The sequence below is a fragment of the Acinetobacter guerrae genome, from assembly GCF_009372255.1.
In the GTDB taxonomy this organism is placed as follows: Bacteria; Pseudomonadota; Gammaproteobacteria; order Pseudomonadales; family Moraxellaceae; genus Acinetobacter; species Acinetobacter guerrae.
On record NZ_LXGN01000056.1, the window covers coordinates 414,162 to 430,515 of the forward strand.

Consider the following 16,354-nt stretch of genomic DNA (forward strand, 5'->3'; position numbering starts at 1 on the left):
TAAGAGACGTTGTTATGCAGATCTATTATTTTTATCGGCACACTACAGAACAATATATTTTTTTAAGTCATGAAGCTCGAAGTGATCATTCATTGATCTTTCAATGGGTAGATTGTGTCCGTGAAGATGTAGTGAATCATGCCGAAGACTGGCAGAAAAAAATTAAAGCTATAACAGGGCTCACCATTAATGAATTTCATATTCGGGATATTTTAAATATTGATCATCCGTGTGATTTTGACACCATGGAAGATTATGACGTTTTGATTTTCAGAAAAATAATTACCCCAGATGATCATATCGAAAATAATAATGGTACAGGCGAACAGCACGAAAGTATTTTTGGGTTGGCGACAACACCAATCAGCTTTATCGTAAGTCAGCATATTTTGGTGAGTATCAGAGAACAAGGCAACAAAGCGATTGATAACTATGTGCAACGCTTTCAGAATATATTACAGCGAAATATTGAAGAACAAAATAAACCCAGAAAGTTGCCCCAAAGTCCGATTGATTTGAGCTTGAGATTGCTCAATACCATTATTGATGGTTATCTTGAATTACGTACACCCTTGACCCGTCGTGTGGAACATTGGCAACGAGAACTATTACAAGGACGAAAGCGTTTTAACCAGTGGCCACAATTATTTCAGGAAAATATGGCATTTCAGCAGGTTGAAAATTTGTGTGAAGAACAGATTGAAACCTTGCAGGAATTACGCGATGAACTGGTCGAAAATTATCACCATCTGATGGGTGAGCATGCAACAGAGTCCCCCGATCTGTTACTGGTGCGTATGAACGATCTGGTCAGCCATTTGGAACGCACTCAGAAGCATACTTCACGTTTACGCATGGCGATTCAATCTGCAATTGATTTGCATTTCAACGCGATTGCCAATCAAACCAACGAAAACATGCGTATTCTTGCAATTATTACTGCTGTTTTTGCGCCATTGACGTTGTTGACTGGCGTGTATGGGATGAATTTTGAGTTTATTCCGGGTCTAAAATCTCCACTTGGTTTCTGGATGATGCTGGCCGTGATGTTATTGTGTACGTTGCTGTTGCTTTACTATTTTTATCGGCAACATCTGGTGGGTCGTGGTGAAAAAAGTGTGATTGAACTGCTCGCCCAGCAAAAGCGTCAGCATAATGTTAATTTATTTTGGTTTCTTGAGTACGAACCACTGAAACAAACCCTTAAAGAAGTTGAAAAAATGACCAAATTTAAGTAAAACAGCAGAGGATTGATGAGTCCATTGTTGGCTTCACATTTAAATTTGAGTCAGCTAGACTAGAGCCACAGGAGATGGCATTCTTCCTGATACAAACCGCCAATATTGGCTAATGATGCCTACGTCCCTTTATTTGACAGGGGAGCGTAGGTGTACGTGCTCTGTTCGATAAAAATAATTTTGGAGCATAAGGTTATTATGTATTATTCGCTTCTTTCTATCGCGTTGGGTTCTATATTAGGTGCATGGTCACGCTGGTTTTTAGGATTAAAATTTAATACAACTTTTGAGAATGTCCCATTAGGGACATTGTTGGCGAATTTGATCGGTGGCTTTGTTATTGGATTTGCAATTGCTTTTTTTGCAAATAGTCATTTAAGTTCAAACTATAAATTATTTATCATTACTGGTTTTTGTGGCGCGCTCACCACATTTTCAACATTTTCGGCAGAAGTCGTGGGCCTATTACAGCAGCAAAAAATTTCAGTTGCGATTTTTCTAATTTGTATTCATTTATTGGGTTCACTCATCTGCACCATTTTAGGATTATTATCCTATCAATGGATTGCCCAACATTAACATGAAAATAAAATTCGTGATCAGTTACATGATCACGAATAGGCAATAATTAAGATTGATTTGGGCGAAGTTGGCGACGCAATTGGTGAACTTCATCAATCAAATCTAGCATGACAGCCACCGCAGAAAGACTGGCATCAAAATCACGTTGCAAACGATAAGCTCGTCTGGCACGAATGACATCTTTCCCCAAAAAATGATACTGCTGAGACTGAACGGTGGCAGACAAAATATCATACTCAATCAGTTGTAAAATCCATTCTGGGCTTTGACCGCAGACCTGAGCAAAATGATTCAAATCAAAGGTGCATTGTTCATCAATGATTTCCGCTTCATTCGATCCGTTATACACGATTTCACGATAATGTATGGTTGGCATTATTCAGCTCCTTATGAACGCGGTGTAAAGGATGAAAAGGCTTGAGCAAAGCTTTCATAGGCTTGCAGTTGTTCTTCGGTGGTCGCTTGCGGTAGCACAATATTAAGCACCAGATAAAGATTTCCTGCTGTTTTAGTCGGAATCCCTTTATCTTTCAAACGAAGTTGTTGACCCGTTTTCGCATTTTTAGGTAAATTAACACCGAGTTTGCCCGCAGGCGTATTGACCTGAATGTTTTGCCCGAGCGCAGCTTCCCATGGTGTAACATCGACCGTTGCATAAACATCAGCACCTTCGACACGAATACGGTCTGTGTCTATATACTGAATTTCAATATAAAGATCGCCATTTTCACCGCCATTAATTCCGCTTTGGCCTTGTCCAGTTAAGCGAATTTGTTGACCTTCTTTCATGCCTTTAGGAATTTTTACCTGTAAGGTTTTACGCTGTACCTCAGGTTCACCATAGGCATTGACCGTTGGAATCTGAAGCGTAATCTGTTGAGTCGAACCATGATAAGCAATCTCGACATCTACTTCGATACTGGCATGTTGGTCTTCGCCACGCTGACTCCGTTTTTGACGCTGATATTGGTAATCACCACCACCAAAACCTGAGCCAAAGCGACCAAATAAGTCTTCAAAGCCCTGAAAGTCAGACGCATTACCTTGACGGTAAAATTGTGCACCATCAAAGCCACTGGCTGCACCCTGACCACCACTTTGTCCAAATCCTGAAAAGCCTTGTGGATGATCGAGCATTTGATCATATTCAGCTTTTTTTTCAGGATTGCTTAGCGTGTCGTAGGCGACATTAATGACTTGCATTTTTGCTTCTGAGTCCGACTCTTTACTGACATCAGGATGATATTTTCGTGCAAGTTTACGATAGCTTTTTTTGATTTCATCTGGAGTTGCGCTACGTGAAACCCCAAGTTCTTCATAATAGTTTTTTGCCATAAAAGCTCTTTTAAAATTGGGTTTTATTTCTTTTTAATTATGGTGACAAACTGAGCAATTACAAGCAACAAAGCATAACAATATGTTGATTTTTAGAAAATGAAACACAGCAAAAAGCCTTCAGAATCTCGGGACTCTGAAGGCTTTTATTGGCATTAAATTAGATGTCTTTTAGCTTAAATGCTCACCAAATAAAGCCAGTGCTTCTTCGGCAGTGAAGCGATATTGAGTATTACAGAATTGACAGTCCATACGGATCGGATTTTGTTCAGCGAGTGTTTCGCGTACAGAGTCTACACCAATCTGAATCAGGGCTTCGGCACAACGCTCTTTGGAGCAAGTACAGCCAAATTTGAGATGTTCAACTTCTGGCAAACGGACTTGTTCTTCATTATAAAGACGATACAAAATCTCATTGGCTGAAAGTTCAGTTAACTCATCAGTTTTGAGTGTTTCAGTTAACATGGCGAGACGTGGCCAAATGTCTTCATCAATGAGTTGTTGTTCTTCTTCATTATTACGCGGAAGCAATTGAATCAATAAACCACCTGCGCGTTTAGGCGTGGTAGCGAGTACAATATGGGTCGGAATTTGTGCTGATAAGTCATAATATTGCATTAAACAACCCGCAAGTGTCGGTTGGTCTAATGGCACGATGCCTTGATAACGTTCTCCAAATTCTGGTTCAATATTAATGAACAATACAGGATTTTGTAGGCTGCTTAATACCACACGGCTATCCGTGCCTTCCTGAAAATGTGGGTCTTGTTCATAATCGGCTAAAGCGCGAACTTCACCTAAATGGTTACATTCAGCCATTGCCCATTTAAAAGTCCCCGAAGCCTGTATTTGTAAGCTAATACGCCCTTTAATTTTTAAGGTACTGGCCAATAATGCAGTAGCACAGAGCATTTCCCCTAATAGTGCTTTTACTGCAGGCATATAATTACGTTGCGCCAGAATGGTTTGCAGGGCTTCTTCAAGATGAACGACTTCTCCACGAACAGGGCAGTCCTCAATATAAAAGCGTTGGCGTAGATCAGACATATTTTTCTCCATAACCCTGTCTTAATGGTGTCTTTATTGTAAAACACAAGTCAATCATGATCATCCCGTGTAACATCAATACGATGATTTTGTGTATGGTTTTCTAAGCCACGTTGTAAATTGACACCTGAACTTACAGGTTGATTTCTTTCATCGCTTTCAAAGAGATGCTCAAGTTCAGCAAGCATATTGCGGTGAGTTTCTACGATTTTTTGTTCATCCGTATAGATGCTTTGCTGTTTCGCTAACAGTTTTTCATCGTAATCGCGGAAAGTTTCAATATTTTCATAGGCTTGCTGTGCAGAAACGCCTAAATCGCATAACACTCTATAAGCCATACCCAGTGATGATAAATAGGTTTCACGCCAGATATATTCGATGCCTAAATCGCGTAGCAAATGGACATGATGTCGGTCACGAGCGCGGACGAATAGTTTGAGTTCTGGGTAGTTCAGGCGAATGTGTCGAGCGACATTCATATTATCTTCTACATCATCGATTGCGAGAACAAAAATTTTGGCTTTTTCAATACCTGCAGCACGTAAGATTTCTGGCTGTGTGACATCACCATAATATAGTATTCCGCCATAGCGACGTACGAAATCAATACGCTGCATATTGTTATCAATTGCGGTAAAGCTAAAGTGATGTAAACGTGCAATGCGGGCGATAATTTGACCAAAACGACCAAACCCTGCAATGATAATTGGATGATCATGGGCAGGAATATCATCATATTCTTGCGCTTTATCCTTAAACAGAACAGGAACAATTTTTGAAGTCATGAGCCAATATAAAACAGGGGTCAGCATCATGGATAAAGTGACAATCAATGTTAATGGTTCAACCAATGCCTGAGTGAGGACTTTTTCACTTTTAGCTGCACTAAATATCACAAACGCAAACTCACCACCTTGTGCCAGACATGTTCCCATCAGTAAGCTGTTTTTCCAGCTATAATGATTAAATCGCGCAATACCCGTTAAAATCAGTAGTTTTATCAGCATTAAACTGATCGCACCGCCGACAATGAGCCACGGCATATCGACAAAAAGTGAAATCTGAGTGGTCATGCCAACGGTCATGAAAAATAAACCAAGCAATAAACCTTTAAACGGTGCAATGCTGGCTTCAAGTTCATGACGAAACTCAGAATCAGCCAATAATACGCCTGTTAAAAATGCGCCTAGCGTGGTACTAATTCCTAATAAATCCATCAACAAAACAACGGCCATTACGATAAACAAGCCCACTGCGGTAATCAGTTCATTTGCACCGCTACGCGCGACGAAGCGGAAAAAATAACGCAAAATATAACGGCTAAACAGAAATAAACCCGTAAAAGTTGCAATAATTGCAGCGAAATAAGCAATCCCATGATGTGTGGTCTGTGTGCCAGCCAAAAGTGGAATGAGGGCTAAAAGTGGGATTGCTGCAATATCCTGAAATAACAGAATAGAAAAAGAAGATTGACCATAGGTTGTATTAAGCTGTTGTTTTTCGTTGAGCAACTGCAAGATAAAGGCAGTTGATGAAAGAGCCAAAGCGAAGCCAATAACAAAGCTACTTGCCAGATTTTGTTTAAACAGCAGCAGAATAATAGCCATTAAGACCACGCCTGTGATCACAACCTGCATACTACCCATAACAAAAATGGAATGCCGCATTTCCCATAAACGTTGGGGACGTAATTCTAGACCGATAATAAACATCAGTAAAATCACGCCAAATTCGGCCAGATGCATAATCGATTGGGCATCACTGGCGATATTTAAAACACTCGGCCCGAGTAAAATCCCTGTAAAGAGATACCCTAAAACTGTGGCAATCCCAAAGCGTTTACCCAATGGCACCAACAGTAACGCTGCACCTAAAAAAATGGTGATTTGTAGTAATAACGACATGAATTACCCTGAATCGTTTAGAGACTGGTTTCTTTTGTCTCACCAGTATAAACATCATTTTAAAGATTAGGGATTTAAGATATTAAGCGTTTTAGTTAAATTCCTGTGGGTCAACATCAATGGATAAACGTAATTGATGCTGTTTGGGTAAATGAACCACTTGCGCCCACCATTGTCGTAAAAAGAAATGCATACGTGCACGATCCTGAGACAAAATCACCATATGCGCGCGAAAACGTCCAGCTTTACGCTCCATTGGGGCGGGAATGGGTCCCCAAATCTCGATGCTTTCCTGTGCAAGTGCTTGTAATTGTGCTGCAATCTCTGCCAAAAACTGCTGACTATATTCGCGACTTCTGGACTCTGAGCGTATTAATACAGCATAACGATAAGGCGGAAAGAGAGCTGCTTTACGCTCATGGAGCATATGTTTGGCGACAGCACGATAATCTTTCTCTATTAACGTGGTCAGCATAGGGTGATCGGGTCTTAACGTCTGTAAATACACTTCTCCCTTATGTTCCCCACGTCCAGCACGACCCGAGACTTGTACAATCAATTGCGCAGTACGTTCTGGCGCACGAATATCAACAGACAGTAATCCTGCATCGACATCTAAAATTGCAACCAGTGTCACGTAAGGAAAATGATGCCCTTTGGCTAGCATCTGTGTCCCCAGCAAGATGACAGGTTGATTTTGCTGAATCCGATCATAAATTTTTTGCCAGCTTCCCACCCGACTGGTACTGTCACGGTCGACCCGAATGACATCATGATCTGGAAATAACTCATTCAGATGTTCTTCAACCTTGCCTGTTCCCATGCCCAGAGTTTTTAAGGTCTGATGCTGACATTCTGGACATTGATCAGGTAAGCGTTGAATCGTACCGCAGTGGTGACAGTGCAGATAAGAATAAGGCTGAGTGTGCAAGGTAAAATGTGCATCGCAATGTGGACAATTGGCTTGCCAACCACAGCTTTCACAGACCAAAACAGGTGCATAACCACGTCGATTTAGAAAAATTAAGACCTGTTCTTTTTTATCGAGGGTTTTCTGTATTTGGTCGATTAGTTGCTGACTTAATCCATGTTTTTTCTTCGCAACTTTTAAATCGATCACATGCATTTTCGGCATGAGCGCCAGACCAGCACGTTGATTTAATTGTAGTCGTTTTAATTTTTCCTGTTCGACCAGATGGTAACTGTCAATACTTGGTGTGGCTGAACCTAAAATAACAGGACAATTTTCCAGATGCCCTCGATACAGCGCTACATCCCTTGCATGGTAACGAAAACCTTCCTGCTGTTTATAGGAAATATCATGTTCCTCATCCAGAATGATTAAACCAAGATTATGCAAAGGCGTATAAATTGCAGAGCGCGTGCCTAAAATAATCGAAGCTTTGCCCATTTTGGCTTGTTGCCATGCTTGCAGGCGTTTCGAGTCGTTTAAGCCTGAATGCATGAGCGCAACATCACAATGAAAACGCGATTTAAAACGGGAAATGGTTTGGGGTGTCAGTCCTATTTCGGGAACTAAAACCAATACTTGTTGCCCTCGTTTCAACACCTCATGCATGATATGTAAATACACTTCGGTTTTACCGCTACCTGTTAAGCCATCCAGTAAAAATGCCTGATAGTGATGAAGCGAATGCACAACTTGCTCAATTGCATTTTTCTGATCTTCATTGGGTTTTAAAGGCATCTGTGCCAGTTGAACAGGGATTGGGCTAAAGTCTTGCGCTTCTAGATGACATTCTACTAAATCTTTTTTTGCCAACGCTCGTAGAGTTGCTGTTTCTACGCCACTTAAATTTAAAATATTTTCGGTCGTACCTGAGGGGTGCAGTTTTAAAATTTGATAGGCTTCAAATTGTTTTTGCGAGCGTTTGAGTTTAGATGTCGCATCTTCACAAGGCTTAATTTTCCAGATATGTGCCAATATATCCAGTGGTTTACCTTGTCTTAATAATGCAGGCAAAGCGGCTTGAAAGACCTCACCGATTGGAAATTGGTAATATTGCGCTGACCATGTCAATAAAGTTAAAACTTTATCATCTAAAATCGCATTGTCATCGAGAAGTTCAAAAATAGTTTTGAGTTGAAAACGCGAATCAATTGGAGTATCTGGTGTGATTTTTTCGGTAATAATACCAACCAGTTTTTGCCGACCAAAAGGAATCACCACACGTGTGCCGACTTGAGCTTGTTGATATTGAGCCTGAGTTAAGCTGTAGTCAAAAGTCTCATACAGATAGACGGGCACAGCAACCCGAATACGGTAAATCTCTGTTTGATGTGGCGGCATATTTGGCATAAATCTGTTTCGTCACTATTTTTAAGCCGATTCATTTTCGGATGATAGGCGCTGTGCTAAAGTGTGCAAAGCTGTAATGCTCCGAAATATGAGGGATTCTGTAGGAAAGATGCAACAGCTAGCCGACTATTTTTTTGGAAAAAATTAGAAAAGATCATGCCTGCCTATCAATTTACTGCCATTGACGCTTCAGGGAAACAGCAAAAAGGTGTGCTGGAAGGGGACTCAGCACGACAAATCCGCCAGCAACTAAGGGATAAAACCTGGACACCAATCGCTGTTGAACCCGTTGAGCAAAAAGATAAACATCAGCAACGTTCATGGTTTCAAAAAAAGTTTAGTGCTTATGATCTGGCACTCATGACGAGGCAGCTTTCTGTATTGGTGGCTGCATCGATCCCGCTTGAGGAAGCATTACGGGCAGTGGCCAAACAAAATGAAAAAGCCCATGTACAAAACTTACTCCTTTCGGTGCGCTCTAAGGTACTTGAGGGGCATTCGTTGGCACAAGGCATGCAGCAATCGGGTCGTTTCCCTGACTTATACATTGCGACTATTGCTGCAGGTGAACGCTCAGGGCATTTGGATCTGATACTCGATCAGCTTTCTGACTACACTGAAAATCGATTTGCCATGCAAAAGAAAATTCAAGGTGCAATGATCTATCCAATCATTTTATTGCTGATGTCTTTTGCAATTGTGATGGGGCTCATGACTTATGTAGTACCTGATATTGTTAAAACCTTCGACCAAAGTAAACAGGCCTTGCCATGGATTACCGTGGTATTGATGAAAGCTAGTGATCTGATTCGTCACGCATGGCCATTTTTATTGGTCATCAGTGTTGTTGCTATTATTGCTTTTATTCGATTTTTAAAAACAACCGCAGGGCATTATGCATTTGATCGTTTAACGCTCAGGTTGCCATTATTTGGTAAATTATCACGTGGTATAAACTCGGCACGTTTTGCCAGTACCTTATCGATTTTGACTCAATCAGGTGTCCCTTTAGTCGATGCACTTAAAATTGGGGCTGCGGTCAGTAGCAACTGGGTGATTAGAGATGCGATTAATATTGCGGCTGAAAGAGTCACTGAAGGTGGTAATCTGGCAACCCAACTTGAGCGTTGTGGTTATTTCCCACCAATGATGGTACAAATGATACGAAGTGGTGAAGCATCAGGCGAACTAGACCGAATGTTGAAGCGAGCATCCGATATGCAGGATCGTGAAGTCACAACATTTATCTCAACCTTATTGGCACTGCTTGAACCGTTGATGCTGGTGTTTATGGCAGCTATTGTACTGGTGATTGTCATTGCGGTAATGCTGCCAATTGTAAATATGAATAATATGATTTAATGAGTTGTATGTTAGAGATGAAAATGAATAAGCAGAAAATGCAGAGTAATAAAATCATGAACAAACAGTCTGGATTCACACTTATTGAAGTGATGGTCGTGATCGTAATTTTAGGTGTTTTAGCTGCATTGATTGTTCCAAATGTGATGGGGCGTGGTGAAAAAGCCAAAGTGGATACCACACAAATCACCTTAAAAGGTGTGGCAGGAGCATTAGATCAATACAAGCTAGACAATGGTCATTATCCATCTATGCAAGAAGGTGGTTTGGATGCGCTCGTGACTCAGCCTGCTACTGCGAAAAACTGGTTGCCAGGCGGTTATGTCAAAGGCGGTTATCCAAAAGATAGCTGGGAAAATGATATTCAATACGTTATTCCTGGTACAGAAGGACGCGCTTATGACTTATATTCTTTTGGTGCAGATGGAAAATCTGGCGGCGAAAGTAACGATGCAGATATTTACTATAAACCTTAAGATTAGTTTTAAAAGTTGGGCTTAAAAATAGATAACATTCTCAAGTAGAATGTTATCTATGTAAAATAATCAAATGTTAATATGGAAATTATCGGTTTGTTGCATCGGATTAAAGAATAAAACTATAAAATGATAATACATATCAATTTGAATTTTTAAACTATTTAATTGATTTTTATCGATATTGTTAAAATATAAAGAGATGAGACTTATAATAAGAACTATTCCCATATTTACTGATTACAAGATTAGTGAATTATGGATGGAAATAGACTTTTTATTTAATTAAAACTTTGCATAATAGATTATAAGTCAGTCATTTTACTGTCGGAGGGAGAGTATGAAAGCATTATTTTTTTTAGATGAAATTCATCAATTTCATTGGTCAATGCTCAAATCTATTCTCTTGATCTTGAGCCTACTTCCGTTAAGTCAGGGTATTTTAGCGATTTGGCAAATGTCAGATGCAACTAGCCAAATTATGGTAGGTTTCATTGCGCTTAGTTTATTTAGTGCAATCCTGATTTTAAGTTTTTATTCAGCGTTAAAAGCAACGGTATTAAAAGTCGTCGTTGAAGAACAAATCTCGAATTTTGAGCAGACCGTGGTTTCAATTTATCGTTATGTGCCAATGTTAAGCTTGGCTGTAATGGTGTCTTATCTTACTGAAACACTATAAATATCCTGAATGATCAAACGAGGCTTAGGACTCGTTTTTTTATTTTCCATTTTTAATTTTGGCTTGTATCTGCATAATAGTGGCTAAAATGAAGCAAATGGAAAATACATGATGGATTTAATTGAATGGCAGGATTTTTTAAAAGTTGAGTTACGAGTAGGAAAAATTATTAAAGCTGAGATTTTTGAAAAAGCACGTAAACCTGCTTATATCTTGCATGTTGATTTTGGAGAAGAACTGGGGATAAAAAAATCCAGTGCACAAATTACCCAACTGTATCAACCAGAAAATTTAGTGAATAAACTTGTAGTTGCTGTGATCAATTTTCCCAAGAAACAAATTGGCCCTATTCAGTCCGAATGTCTGGTTACTGGTTTTCATAATGCAGATGGTGACGTGGCGCTTTGTGTGCCTGATTTGAATGTACCGTTGGGGACTAAATTGCTTTGAGCGTATTGATAAAAAACCGAGATCTATTTAAATCTCGGTATCATGATTCTACAAAAATTAACGTCGTGATTTAAAGCTAACATCGACTCGTTTGGGGCGATAAAACCAACCCATGATTAAAAGTAACAATGAAAAGCCTAAAATTGGCCAGTCACTTAAACGGGTATATAGCGTTTCACCCTGCATCGCAGGCAATTCACCACGTAGTACGGCTTCTTTATCAATTGGTGCTTGTTTAACAATGTGACCATGTTGATCGATGAACGCAGTTACACCTGTATTGGTGGCACGAATAAACCAGCGCCCATTTTCTTTAGCGCGCATCTGCACCATTTGTAAATGCTGCATTGGGCCTGCGGTTCCAGTAAACCATGCATCGTTGGATACAGTGACCAAAAAGTCACTATTCTCTGCATTACGCCGAGTGAGATTCGGATAAGCAATTTCGTAACAAATGGCTGCTGCAAGTGGATGCCCCTTAATCATCAAGGGTTTTTGGTCACTAGCTCCCTGACTAAAACCACTCATCGAAGGGTCATTTTGTAAGGCAGGTAATACCCAACTCAGTAGCCCTGAAAGCGGAATATATTCACCAAAGGGAACTAAACGCTGTTTTTTATACAGCCCAGAAGCGTCACTGCCCGAAGCCATAATACTGTTGTAGTACTGCGGAGTTCCAATGTGTTGAGAAGCTTCTAAATCCCAATATGGAATCCCCGTCACCCATGCTGAACCCGTTTTTTTTGCTTGCTGCTGCATGGCATCCAGAAAAGGCTCAATATCGGTTTGGAACATTGGAATAGAGGATTCAGGCCAAACGATTAGATCACGTCCCCATTCTGTGCGGGTTAAATTGGCGTAGATCATCAAGGTTTTGACTTGATATTCAGTCAGCCATTTTAGATCTTGTGGAATATTACCTTGAATGAGAGATACAGATAACGGTTTGCTGTCTTTGGGCTGCACAAATTCAAGCTTTGATGCTCCCCACGCGCCTAATAATAATAGGGCTGATGGAATCACCCAGAAAATACGACGTTGTAAAATTTCAACCAATGCACACGCCAATACGATGACCGCAAAGGAAACCCCGAAAATTCCGAATAACGGCGCATAGCCATCCAGAAACCGTTCGGTGAAAGCATAACCTGCAAAAAGCCACGGGAAACCTGTAAACACCCAAGTTTTTGCCCATTCAAAGAATATCCAGAGTGGTGCAAAAGTTAGCGGTGTTTCTGGGAAAAACCTACGATATAGCCAAGTTTGAACTGCGGTAAAAAGTCCCATGACTAAGGCCATAAAGCCAATCATAAGTACACTTAAAACAGCATTGGTATCGCCGTAGACATGTATCGAAGTATAGAGCCAAAATGCTCCAACAAACCATAAGCCAAAACCATATGCCCAACCAATCCCAAACGCTTGTTTGGCTGTACGGTTTTTGAGAGAAGCATACAATAATGCTGGCGATAAAATTGCAAGCCACCAGTAATAATAAGGCGCGAGTGCCAGACTAAAAATAGCACCTGCACATAGTGAAATAAGCAGGGGAATAATAAAAGGCAGTTGTTGTTTTTGCTGGGATGATCCTAACAATTTTTTGAAGTATGTTCTCATTTACGAACAGCTCGAATCAGATGAATAGTACGTGCATCTGCTTCAACGATCGTAAATTCCCAATTTTCAAGCTCTACGATCTGACCTTGCAAATCACTCACTAAACCAATTTCCTGAAGCAATAAACCGCCCATAGTTTCTACTTCATCGTCAGAAAAATCAGCATCTAAAACCGTGTTGAAGTGTTCAATTGGTGTAAGTGCCTGTACCAACCATGTATTTGCTGTGTTATGTGCATGATCTGGCACAATGTATTGTGCTTCTTCATCGGCATTGTCATGTTCGTCTTCAATTTCACCGACAATTTCTTCTAGAATATCTTCAAGCGTGACAAGTCCAGAAGTTGTTCCGTACTCATCAATCACAATCGCGATATGCGTTTGTGTGTGTTTGAGCATACGCAAAACCTGATCAGAACGTGCACTTTCTGGAACAAAAAGTGGCTGTCGCATTAAAGCGCGTACATCCACCTTAGCGCCATGTTCAGTTAAGAACGGCAATAAATCTTTAGCAAGTAAGATTCCAACTACATTATCGGGCTGATCTGATGAAAATACAGGAAACCGTGAATGCGCTGATTCAACCAAGACGTGCAAAATATCCAGTAGCTCATCATCTTCTTGCAAACTAATCATGGCAGTGCGTGGTGTCATGACTTCGCGGATTTTGGTCGCAGGAAGATCAAGTACACCTTCTAGCATGGCCACAGTATCTGGTTCTAAAAAACGTTGTGAATCTTGAACGAGTTTTAACAGTTCGTCACGTGTTTCTGGTGCCGTGCCTAACCATTTTCTTAAGCCACGCATACCCCACGATGGGCCTGATTCCTCTTGCATGATCTTTCCTAAAGACTCTTAATTTGCCAATAAATGATTTTTAATCATACCGAAGAAAAATGGCTTATGCATTACTAAAACGATTAGAAACCGTAAATGATTCAAATTGATGAGTCATGATTTTTTTCATTTTTCTTGGGAAGTTAAGTTTATGTTAAACTACGATCCAGTTTTTTGCTCAAGTATAGGCATGTCCTCACTAGATTTAACTCCAACGATTCAGTTGAATACACGCGGTTTGCGTTGTCCTGAACCTGTCATGATGCTGCATCAAGCCATTCGAAAATCAAAATCGGGAGAAGTGGTAGAAGTGTTGGCGACAGACCCGTCTACTTCATGGGATATTCCCAAGTTTTGCCTGCATTTGGGGCATGTACTTTTAGCTCAAGAAGAACTTTTAGATGATGCAGGTTTAAAAGAATACCGTTATTTGGTGCAAAAAGGATAATGTTCTCTACCTATTTGGCAGGTTTATTACTTGGTTTCTCTTTAATTTTAGCCATTGGCGCACAAAATGCTTTTGTTTTAAAACAAGGGCTACTTAAACAACACGTATTTTTGGTGTGTTTGATTTGTGCGGTTTCAGATGCATTGCTGATTTCATTAGGTGTTTTTGGTTTTGCAAGCTTGTTGAGTCAACAGACATGGCTCATTCAGGCGATGAAATGGTTTGGTGCTATTTTCTTATTCGCTTATGGCTTACGCAGTTTTTATAGTGCTTATACTGCTAAAGATGGTTTGCATGCTGCGGGACAAAAAGTGAATTCTTTAGCACAGACTTTAATTTTATGTTTAAGTTTTTCTTGGTTGAACCCACATGTTTATTTGGACACGGTGGTTTTATTAGGTTCTATTTCTTCTCAATATGCCAATAAAGCTGCTTTTGCTGCAGGAGCCGTCACGGCATCTTTTGTATTCTTTTTTAGTTTGGGTTATGGCGCCAGATTACTCGAACCGATATTTGAGAAACCTAAAGCATGGAAAATTTTAGATATTATCATTGGTATTGTAATGTGGTTAATTGCTTACTCTTTGCTCGTCTGATTTTCAAATTGATATAAATAAAAGTGAGTTTTTTTTTATAAACAGTTAGATCAAAAGCGTATATTATTTTTAACGAGAATAATCAAAAAACCCAAAAAGAAGGGATCTATCATGTCTAAAAAATTATTGAATACAGCACTCTTGTCCTCTATTGCATTTATAGCAAACAGTGTCTATGCAGATGAGACTGTAACGGTTACACCTAAAAACTTTGTACGAGCTGAAAGTGATTTATATTTGGCTGCTCAGGTAAAGGATGGGGGCTTAGGTAAATTATATAATCGAAGAGATGTGGCTTCTGTGAAAAATCAGACCATTATTCGCTTAAACCGTGACACGCTATATTCTTCAGGGGTATATGATTTAGATGCGGGGCCTGTAAAAATCACTATGCCTGATACCAAAGGGAGATTTCAATCTTTACAAGTAATTTCCGAAGATCATTACACCCCTTTTGTTATTTACGACAAAGGGACATATATATTTAATAAGAAAAATATTGGGACACGTTATGTACTATTTGGTTTCAGAACATTAGTAAATCCGAATGATCCTAACGATGTTAAATCGGCGCATTTAGTGCAAGATCAAATAAAAATTGAACAGAATAATGGGCCTGGAAAATTTGTGATTCCAAAATGGGATCAAACTAGCCAGAAAAAAGTGAGAGATGCTTTATTGGTATTAAGTGAAACATTACCGAATACGAATGGAATGTTTGGCAAAAAAGATGAAGTTGATCCTGTTTTACATTTGATTGGTTCTGCATCGGCTTGGGGTGGAAATCCAGAAACAGAAGCCACTTATCTGAACATAACACCAAAACAAAATGATGGTAAAACTGTTTATAAACTTACGGTTAAAGATGTACCTGTAAAAGAGTTTTGGTCAGTAAGTGTCTATAACGAACAGGGATATTATGAGCCAAATGAATTTAACAGCTATAACTTAAACAGCGTGACTGCACAAAAGGCCAAAGATGGTTCAATTAGTATTCAATTTGGCGCTTGCAATAAAACCACAGTCAACTGTATTCCGATAGTAAAAGGCTGGAACTATATGGTGCGGTTATATCGACCTCAAGCCTCTATTTTAAATGGTACATGGCACTTCCCAGAAGCTCAGCCTGTTAAATGATGAGTTCGTTTCAAAGAAGGTGTGTTCTATAAAATAAGCGTTCTTCAAACCGATGACACTATTGCGATGGGTTAACCCATGATGTGGATATAGAATATCGCTATCACTAGGGAAAAATAAAAAAACGGCAAGATAATCTCTCGCCGTTTTTTAACGAATTACATATTTGGATAATTCGGCCCACCGCCTGAAGCAGGGAGAGCAAAGCATGCTTTGCCCTGCTGCAAGTGCAAAAGCTATGCTTTTGCAGCGAAGGTGGCTAAAACTTACATATTTGGATAATTCGGCCCACCGCCACCTTCAGGTGTCACCCAAGTAATATTCTGT

The 16,354-nt window shown here is 39.9% G+C and carries 17 protein-coding genes and 1 riboswitch; of the genes, 9 read left to right on the forward strand and 8 right to left on the reverse strand.

The features are described from left to right. Positions 1 to 14: 14 nt before the first annotated feature. Together A7A69_RS15220 and crcB are read left to right on the forward strand one after the other, a co-directional pair. A complete protein-coding gene (locus A7A69_RS15220; protein ID WP_120370709.1) occupies positions 15 to 1,238 on the forward strand; it encodes a magnesium transporter CorA family protein in 1,224 nt (407 codons plus the stop codon). Between the two features lie 61 nt (positions 1,239 to 1,299). Continuing rightward, positions 1,300 to 1,367, forward strand: a riboswitch (Fluoride riboswitch). Positions 1,368 to 1,436: 69 nt separating this feature from the next. Further along, a complete protein-coding gene (gene crcB, locus A7A69_RS15225; RefSeq protein ID WP_120370710.1) occupies positions 1,437 to 1,817 on the forward strand; it encodes a fluoride efflux transporter CrcB in 381 nt (126 codons plus the stop codon). Between the two features lie 49 nt (positions 1,818 to 1,866). Here the strand turns inward: crcB and A7A69_RS15230 are convergent, their stop codons facing one another. The 5 genes from A7A69_RS15230 to A7A69_RS15250 all read right to left on the reverse strand — a co-directional run bounded on the left by A7A69_RS15230 (position 1,867) and on the right by A7A69_RS15250 (position 8,426). Further along, on the reverse strand, positions 1,867 to 2,196 hold the full coding sequence (locus A7A69_RS15230; protein ID WP_120370711.1) for a chaperone modulator CbpM: 330 nt from the start codon (positions 2,194 to 2,196) through the stop codon (positions 1,867 to 1,869). An 11-nt stretch (positions 2,197 to 2,207) separates the two neighbouring features. Further along, positions 2,208 to 3,155 carry a DnaJ C-terminal domain-containing protein gene (locus tag A7A69_RS15235; protein ID WP_152878440.1) on the reverse strand — a complete coding sequence of 316 codons (948 nt, stop codon included), beginning with the start codon at positions 3,153 to 3,155 and terminating at the stop codon, positions 2,208 to 2,210. Between the two features lie 171 nt (positions 3,156 to 3,326). Continuing rightward, the gene (hslO, locus tag A7A69_RS15240) at positions 3,327 to 4,202 is read right to left on the reverse strand and encodes an Hsp33 family molecular chaperone HslO (RefSeq protein ID WP_152878443.1); all 876 of its coding nucleotides are present in this window, start codon (positions 4,200 to 4,202) and stop codon (positions 3,327 to 3,329) included. A 50-nt stretch (positions 4,203 to 4,252) separates the two neighbouring features. After that, positions 4,253 to 6,106, reverse strand: coding sequence for a monovalent cation:proton antiporter-2 (CPA2) family protein (locus tag A7A69_RS15245; protein WP_120370714.1), 1,854 nt, complete (start codon positions 6,104 to 6,106; stop codon positions 4,253 to 4,255). A gap of 91 nt (positions 6,107 to 6,197) precedes the next feature. Beyond that, entirely contained in the window at positions 6,198 to 8,426 is a 2,229-nt protein-coding gene (locus A7A69_RS15250) for a primosomal protein N' (protein WP_152878445.1), read from the reverse strand. Positions 8,427 to 8,582: 156 nt separating this feature from the next. Here A7A69_RS15250 and gspF point away from each other — a divergent pair, with 156 nt between their 5' ends. The 4 genes from gspF to A7A69_RS15270 all read left to right on the forward strand — a co-directional run bounded on the left by gspF (position 8,583) and on the right by A7A69_RS15270 (position 11,393). After that, positions 8,583 to 9,788 carry a type II secretion system inner membrane protein GspF gene (gene gspF, locus A7A69_RS15255; RefSeq protein ID WP_120370716.1) on the forward strand — a complete coding sequence of 402 codons (1,206 nt, stop codon included), beginning with the start codon at positions 8,583 to 8,585 and terminating at the stop codon, positions 9,786 to 9,788. A gap of 23 nt (positions 9,789 to 9,811) precedes the next feature. Continuing rightward, on the forward strand, positions 9,812 to 10,264 hold the full coding sequence (gene gspG / locus A7A69_RS15260; protein ID WP_120370727.1) for a type II secretion system major pseudopilin GspG: 453 nt from the start codon (positions 9,812 to 9,814) through the stop codon (positions 10,262 to 10,264). A gap of 340 nt (positions 10,265 to 10,604) precedes the next feature. Beyond that, a complete protein-coding gene (locus tag A7A69_RS15265; protein WP_152878447.1) occupies positions 10,605 to 10,943 on the forward strand; it encodes a hypothetical protein in 339 nt (112 codons plus the stop codon). A gap of 111 nt (positions 10,944 to 11,054) precedes the next feature. Further along, positions 11,055 to 11,393 (forward strand): tRNA-binding protein, encoded by a 339-nt coding sequence (locus tag A7A69_RS15270; protein WP_120370718.1) that lies wholly within the window; start codon positions 11,055 to 11,057, stop codon positions 11,391 to 11,393. A 57-nt stretch (positions 11,394 to 11,450) separates the two neighbouring features. On the opposite strand, the gene lnt is transcribed toward A7A69_RS15270, so the two are convergent. Continuing rightward, positions 11,451 to 13,010 carry an apolipoprotein N-acyltransferase gene (lnt, locus tag A7A69_RS15275; RefSeq protein WP_152878449.1) on the reverse strand — a complete coding sequence of 520 codons (1,560 nt, stop codon included), beginning with the start codon at positions 13,008 to 13,010 and terminating at the stop codon, positions 11,451 to 11,453. After that, the gene (locus tag A7A69_RS15280) at positions 13,007 to 13,846 is read right to left on the reverse strand and encodes an HlyC/CorC family transporter (protein WP_120370720.1); all 840 of its coding nucleotides are present in this window, start codon (positions 13,844 to 13,846) and stop codon (positions 13,007 to 13,009) included. Before A7A69_RS15280 ends, lnt begins: the two co-directional genes overlap by 4 nt. A 190-nt stretch (positions 13,847 to 14,036) precedes the next feature. Between A7A69_RS15280 and tusA the strand changes: the two genes are divergently transcribed. The 3 genes from tusA (at position 14,037) to A7A69_RS15295 (ending at position 16,027) form a co-directional block, all read left to right on the forward strand. Next, complete coding sequence (gene tusA / locus A7A69_RS15285; protein WP_120370721.1) at positions 14,037 to 14,294, forward strand: sulfurtransferase TusA; 258 nt, start codon at positions 14,037 to 14,039, stop codon at positions 14,292 to 14,294. Continuing rightward, on the forward strand, positions 14,294 to 14,890 hold the full coding sequence (locus A7A69_RS15290) for a LysE/ArgO family amino acid transporter (RefSeq protein WP_152878451.1): 597 nt from the start codon (positions 14,294 to 14,296) through the stop codon (positions 14,888 to 14,890). The genes tusA and A7A69_RS15290 overlap by 1 nt, the downstream gene beginning before the upstream one ends. 111 nt (positions 14,891 to 15,001) lie before the next feature. After that, complete coding sequence (locus A7A69_RS15295; RefSeq protein WP_151980462.1) at positions 15,002 to 16,027, forward strand: DUF1214 domain-containing protein; 1,026 nt, start codon at positions 15,002 to 15,004, stop codon at positions 16,025 to 16,027. A gap of 266 nt (positions 16,028 to 16,293) precedes the next feature. On the opposite strand, the gene A7A69_RS17070 is transcribed toward A7A69_RS15295, so the two are convergent. Further along, positions 16,294 to 16,354: 4Fe-4S dicluster domain-containing protein (locus A7A69_RS17070; protein WP_152878522.1), on the reverse strand; the 61-nt coding region annotated here is incomplete at its 5' end.

What these genes read in the sequence shown, in the direction of transcription:
- hslO (WP_152878443.1), bottom strand. Translation starts at nt 4,202, where the DNA reads ATGTCTGATCTACGCCAACGCTTTTATATTGAGGACTGCCCTGTTCGT.
- A7A69_RS15245 (WP_120370714.1), bottom strand. Translation starts at nt 6,106, where the DNA reads ATGTCGTTATTACTACAAATCACCATTTTTTTAGGTGCAGCGTTACTG.
- A7A69_RS15295 (WP_151980462.1), top strand. Translation starts at nt 15,002, where the DNA reads ATGTCTAAAAAATTATTGAATACAGCACTCTTGTCCTCTATTGCATTT.
- A7A69_RS15230 (WP_120370711.1), bottom strand. Translation starts at nt 2,196, where the DNA reads ATGCCAACCATACATTATCGTGAAATCGTGTATAACGGATCGAATGAA.
- A7A69_RS15290 (WP_152878451.1), top strand. Translation starts at nt 14,294, where the DNA reads ATGTTCTCTACCTATTTGGCAGGTTTATTACTTGGTTTCTCTTTAATT.
- crcB (WP_120370710.1), top strand. Translation starts at nt 1,437, where the DNA reads ATGTATTATTCGCTTCTTTCTATCGCGTTGGGTTCTATATTAGGTGCA.
- A7A69_RS15280 (WP_120370720.1), bottom strand. Translation starts at nt 13,846, where the DNA reads ATGCAAGAGGAATCAGGCCCATCGTGGGGTATGCGTGGCTTAAGAAAA.
- gspG (WP_120370727.1), top strand. Translation starts at nt 9,812, where the DNA reads ATGAATAAGCAGAAAATGCAGAGTAATAAAATCATGAACAAACAGTCT.
- A7A69_RS15265 (WP_152878447.1), top strand. Translation starts at nt 10,605, where the DNA reads ATGAAAGCATTATTTTTTTTAGATGAAATTCATCAATTTCATTGGTCA.
- A7A69_RS15250 (WP_152878445.1), bottom strand. Translation starts at nt 8,426, where the DNA reads ATGCCAAATATGCCGCCACATCAAACAGAGATTTACCGTATTCGGGTT.
- A7A69_RS15220 (WP_120370709.1), top strand. Translation starts at nt 15, where the DNA reads ATGCAGATCTATTATTTTTATCGGCACACTACAGAACAATATATTTTT.
- A7A69_RS15235 (WP_152878440.1), bottom strand. Translation starts at nt 3,155, where the DNA reads ATGGCAAAAAACTATTATGAAGAACTTGGGGTTTCACGTAGCGCAACT.
- lnt (WP_152878449.1), bottom strand. Translation starts at nt 13,010, where the DNA reads ATGAGAACATACTTCAAAAAATTGTTAGGATCATCCCAGCAAAAACAA.
- A7A69_RS15270 (WP_120370718.1), top strand. Translation starts at nt 11,055, where the DNA reads ATGGATTTAATTGAATGGCAGGATTTTTTAAAAGTTGAGTTACGAGTA.
- tusA (WP_120370721.1), top strand. Translation starts at nt 14,037, where the DNA reads ATGTCCTCACTAGATTTAACTCCAACGATTCAGTTGAATACACGCGGT.
- gspF (WP_120370716.1), top strand. Translation starts at nt 8,583, where the DNA reads ATGCCTGCCTATCAATTTACTGCCATTGACGCTTCAGGGAAACAGCAA.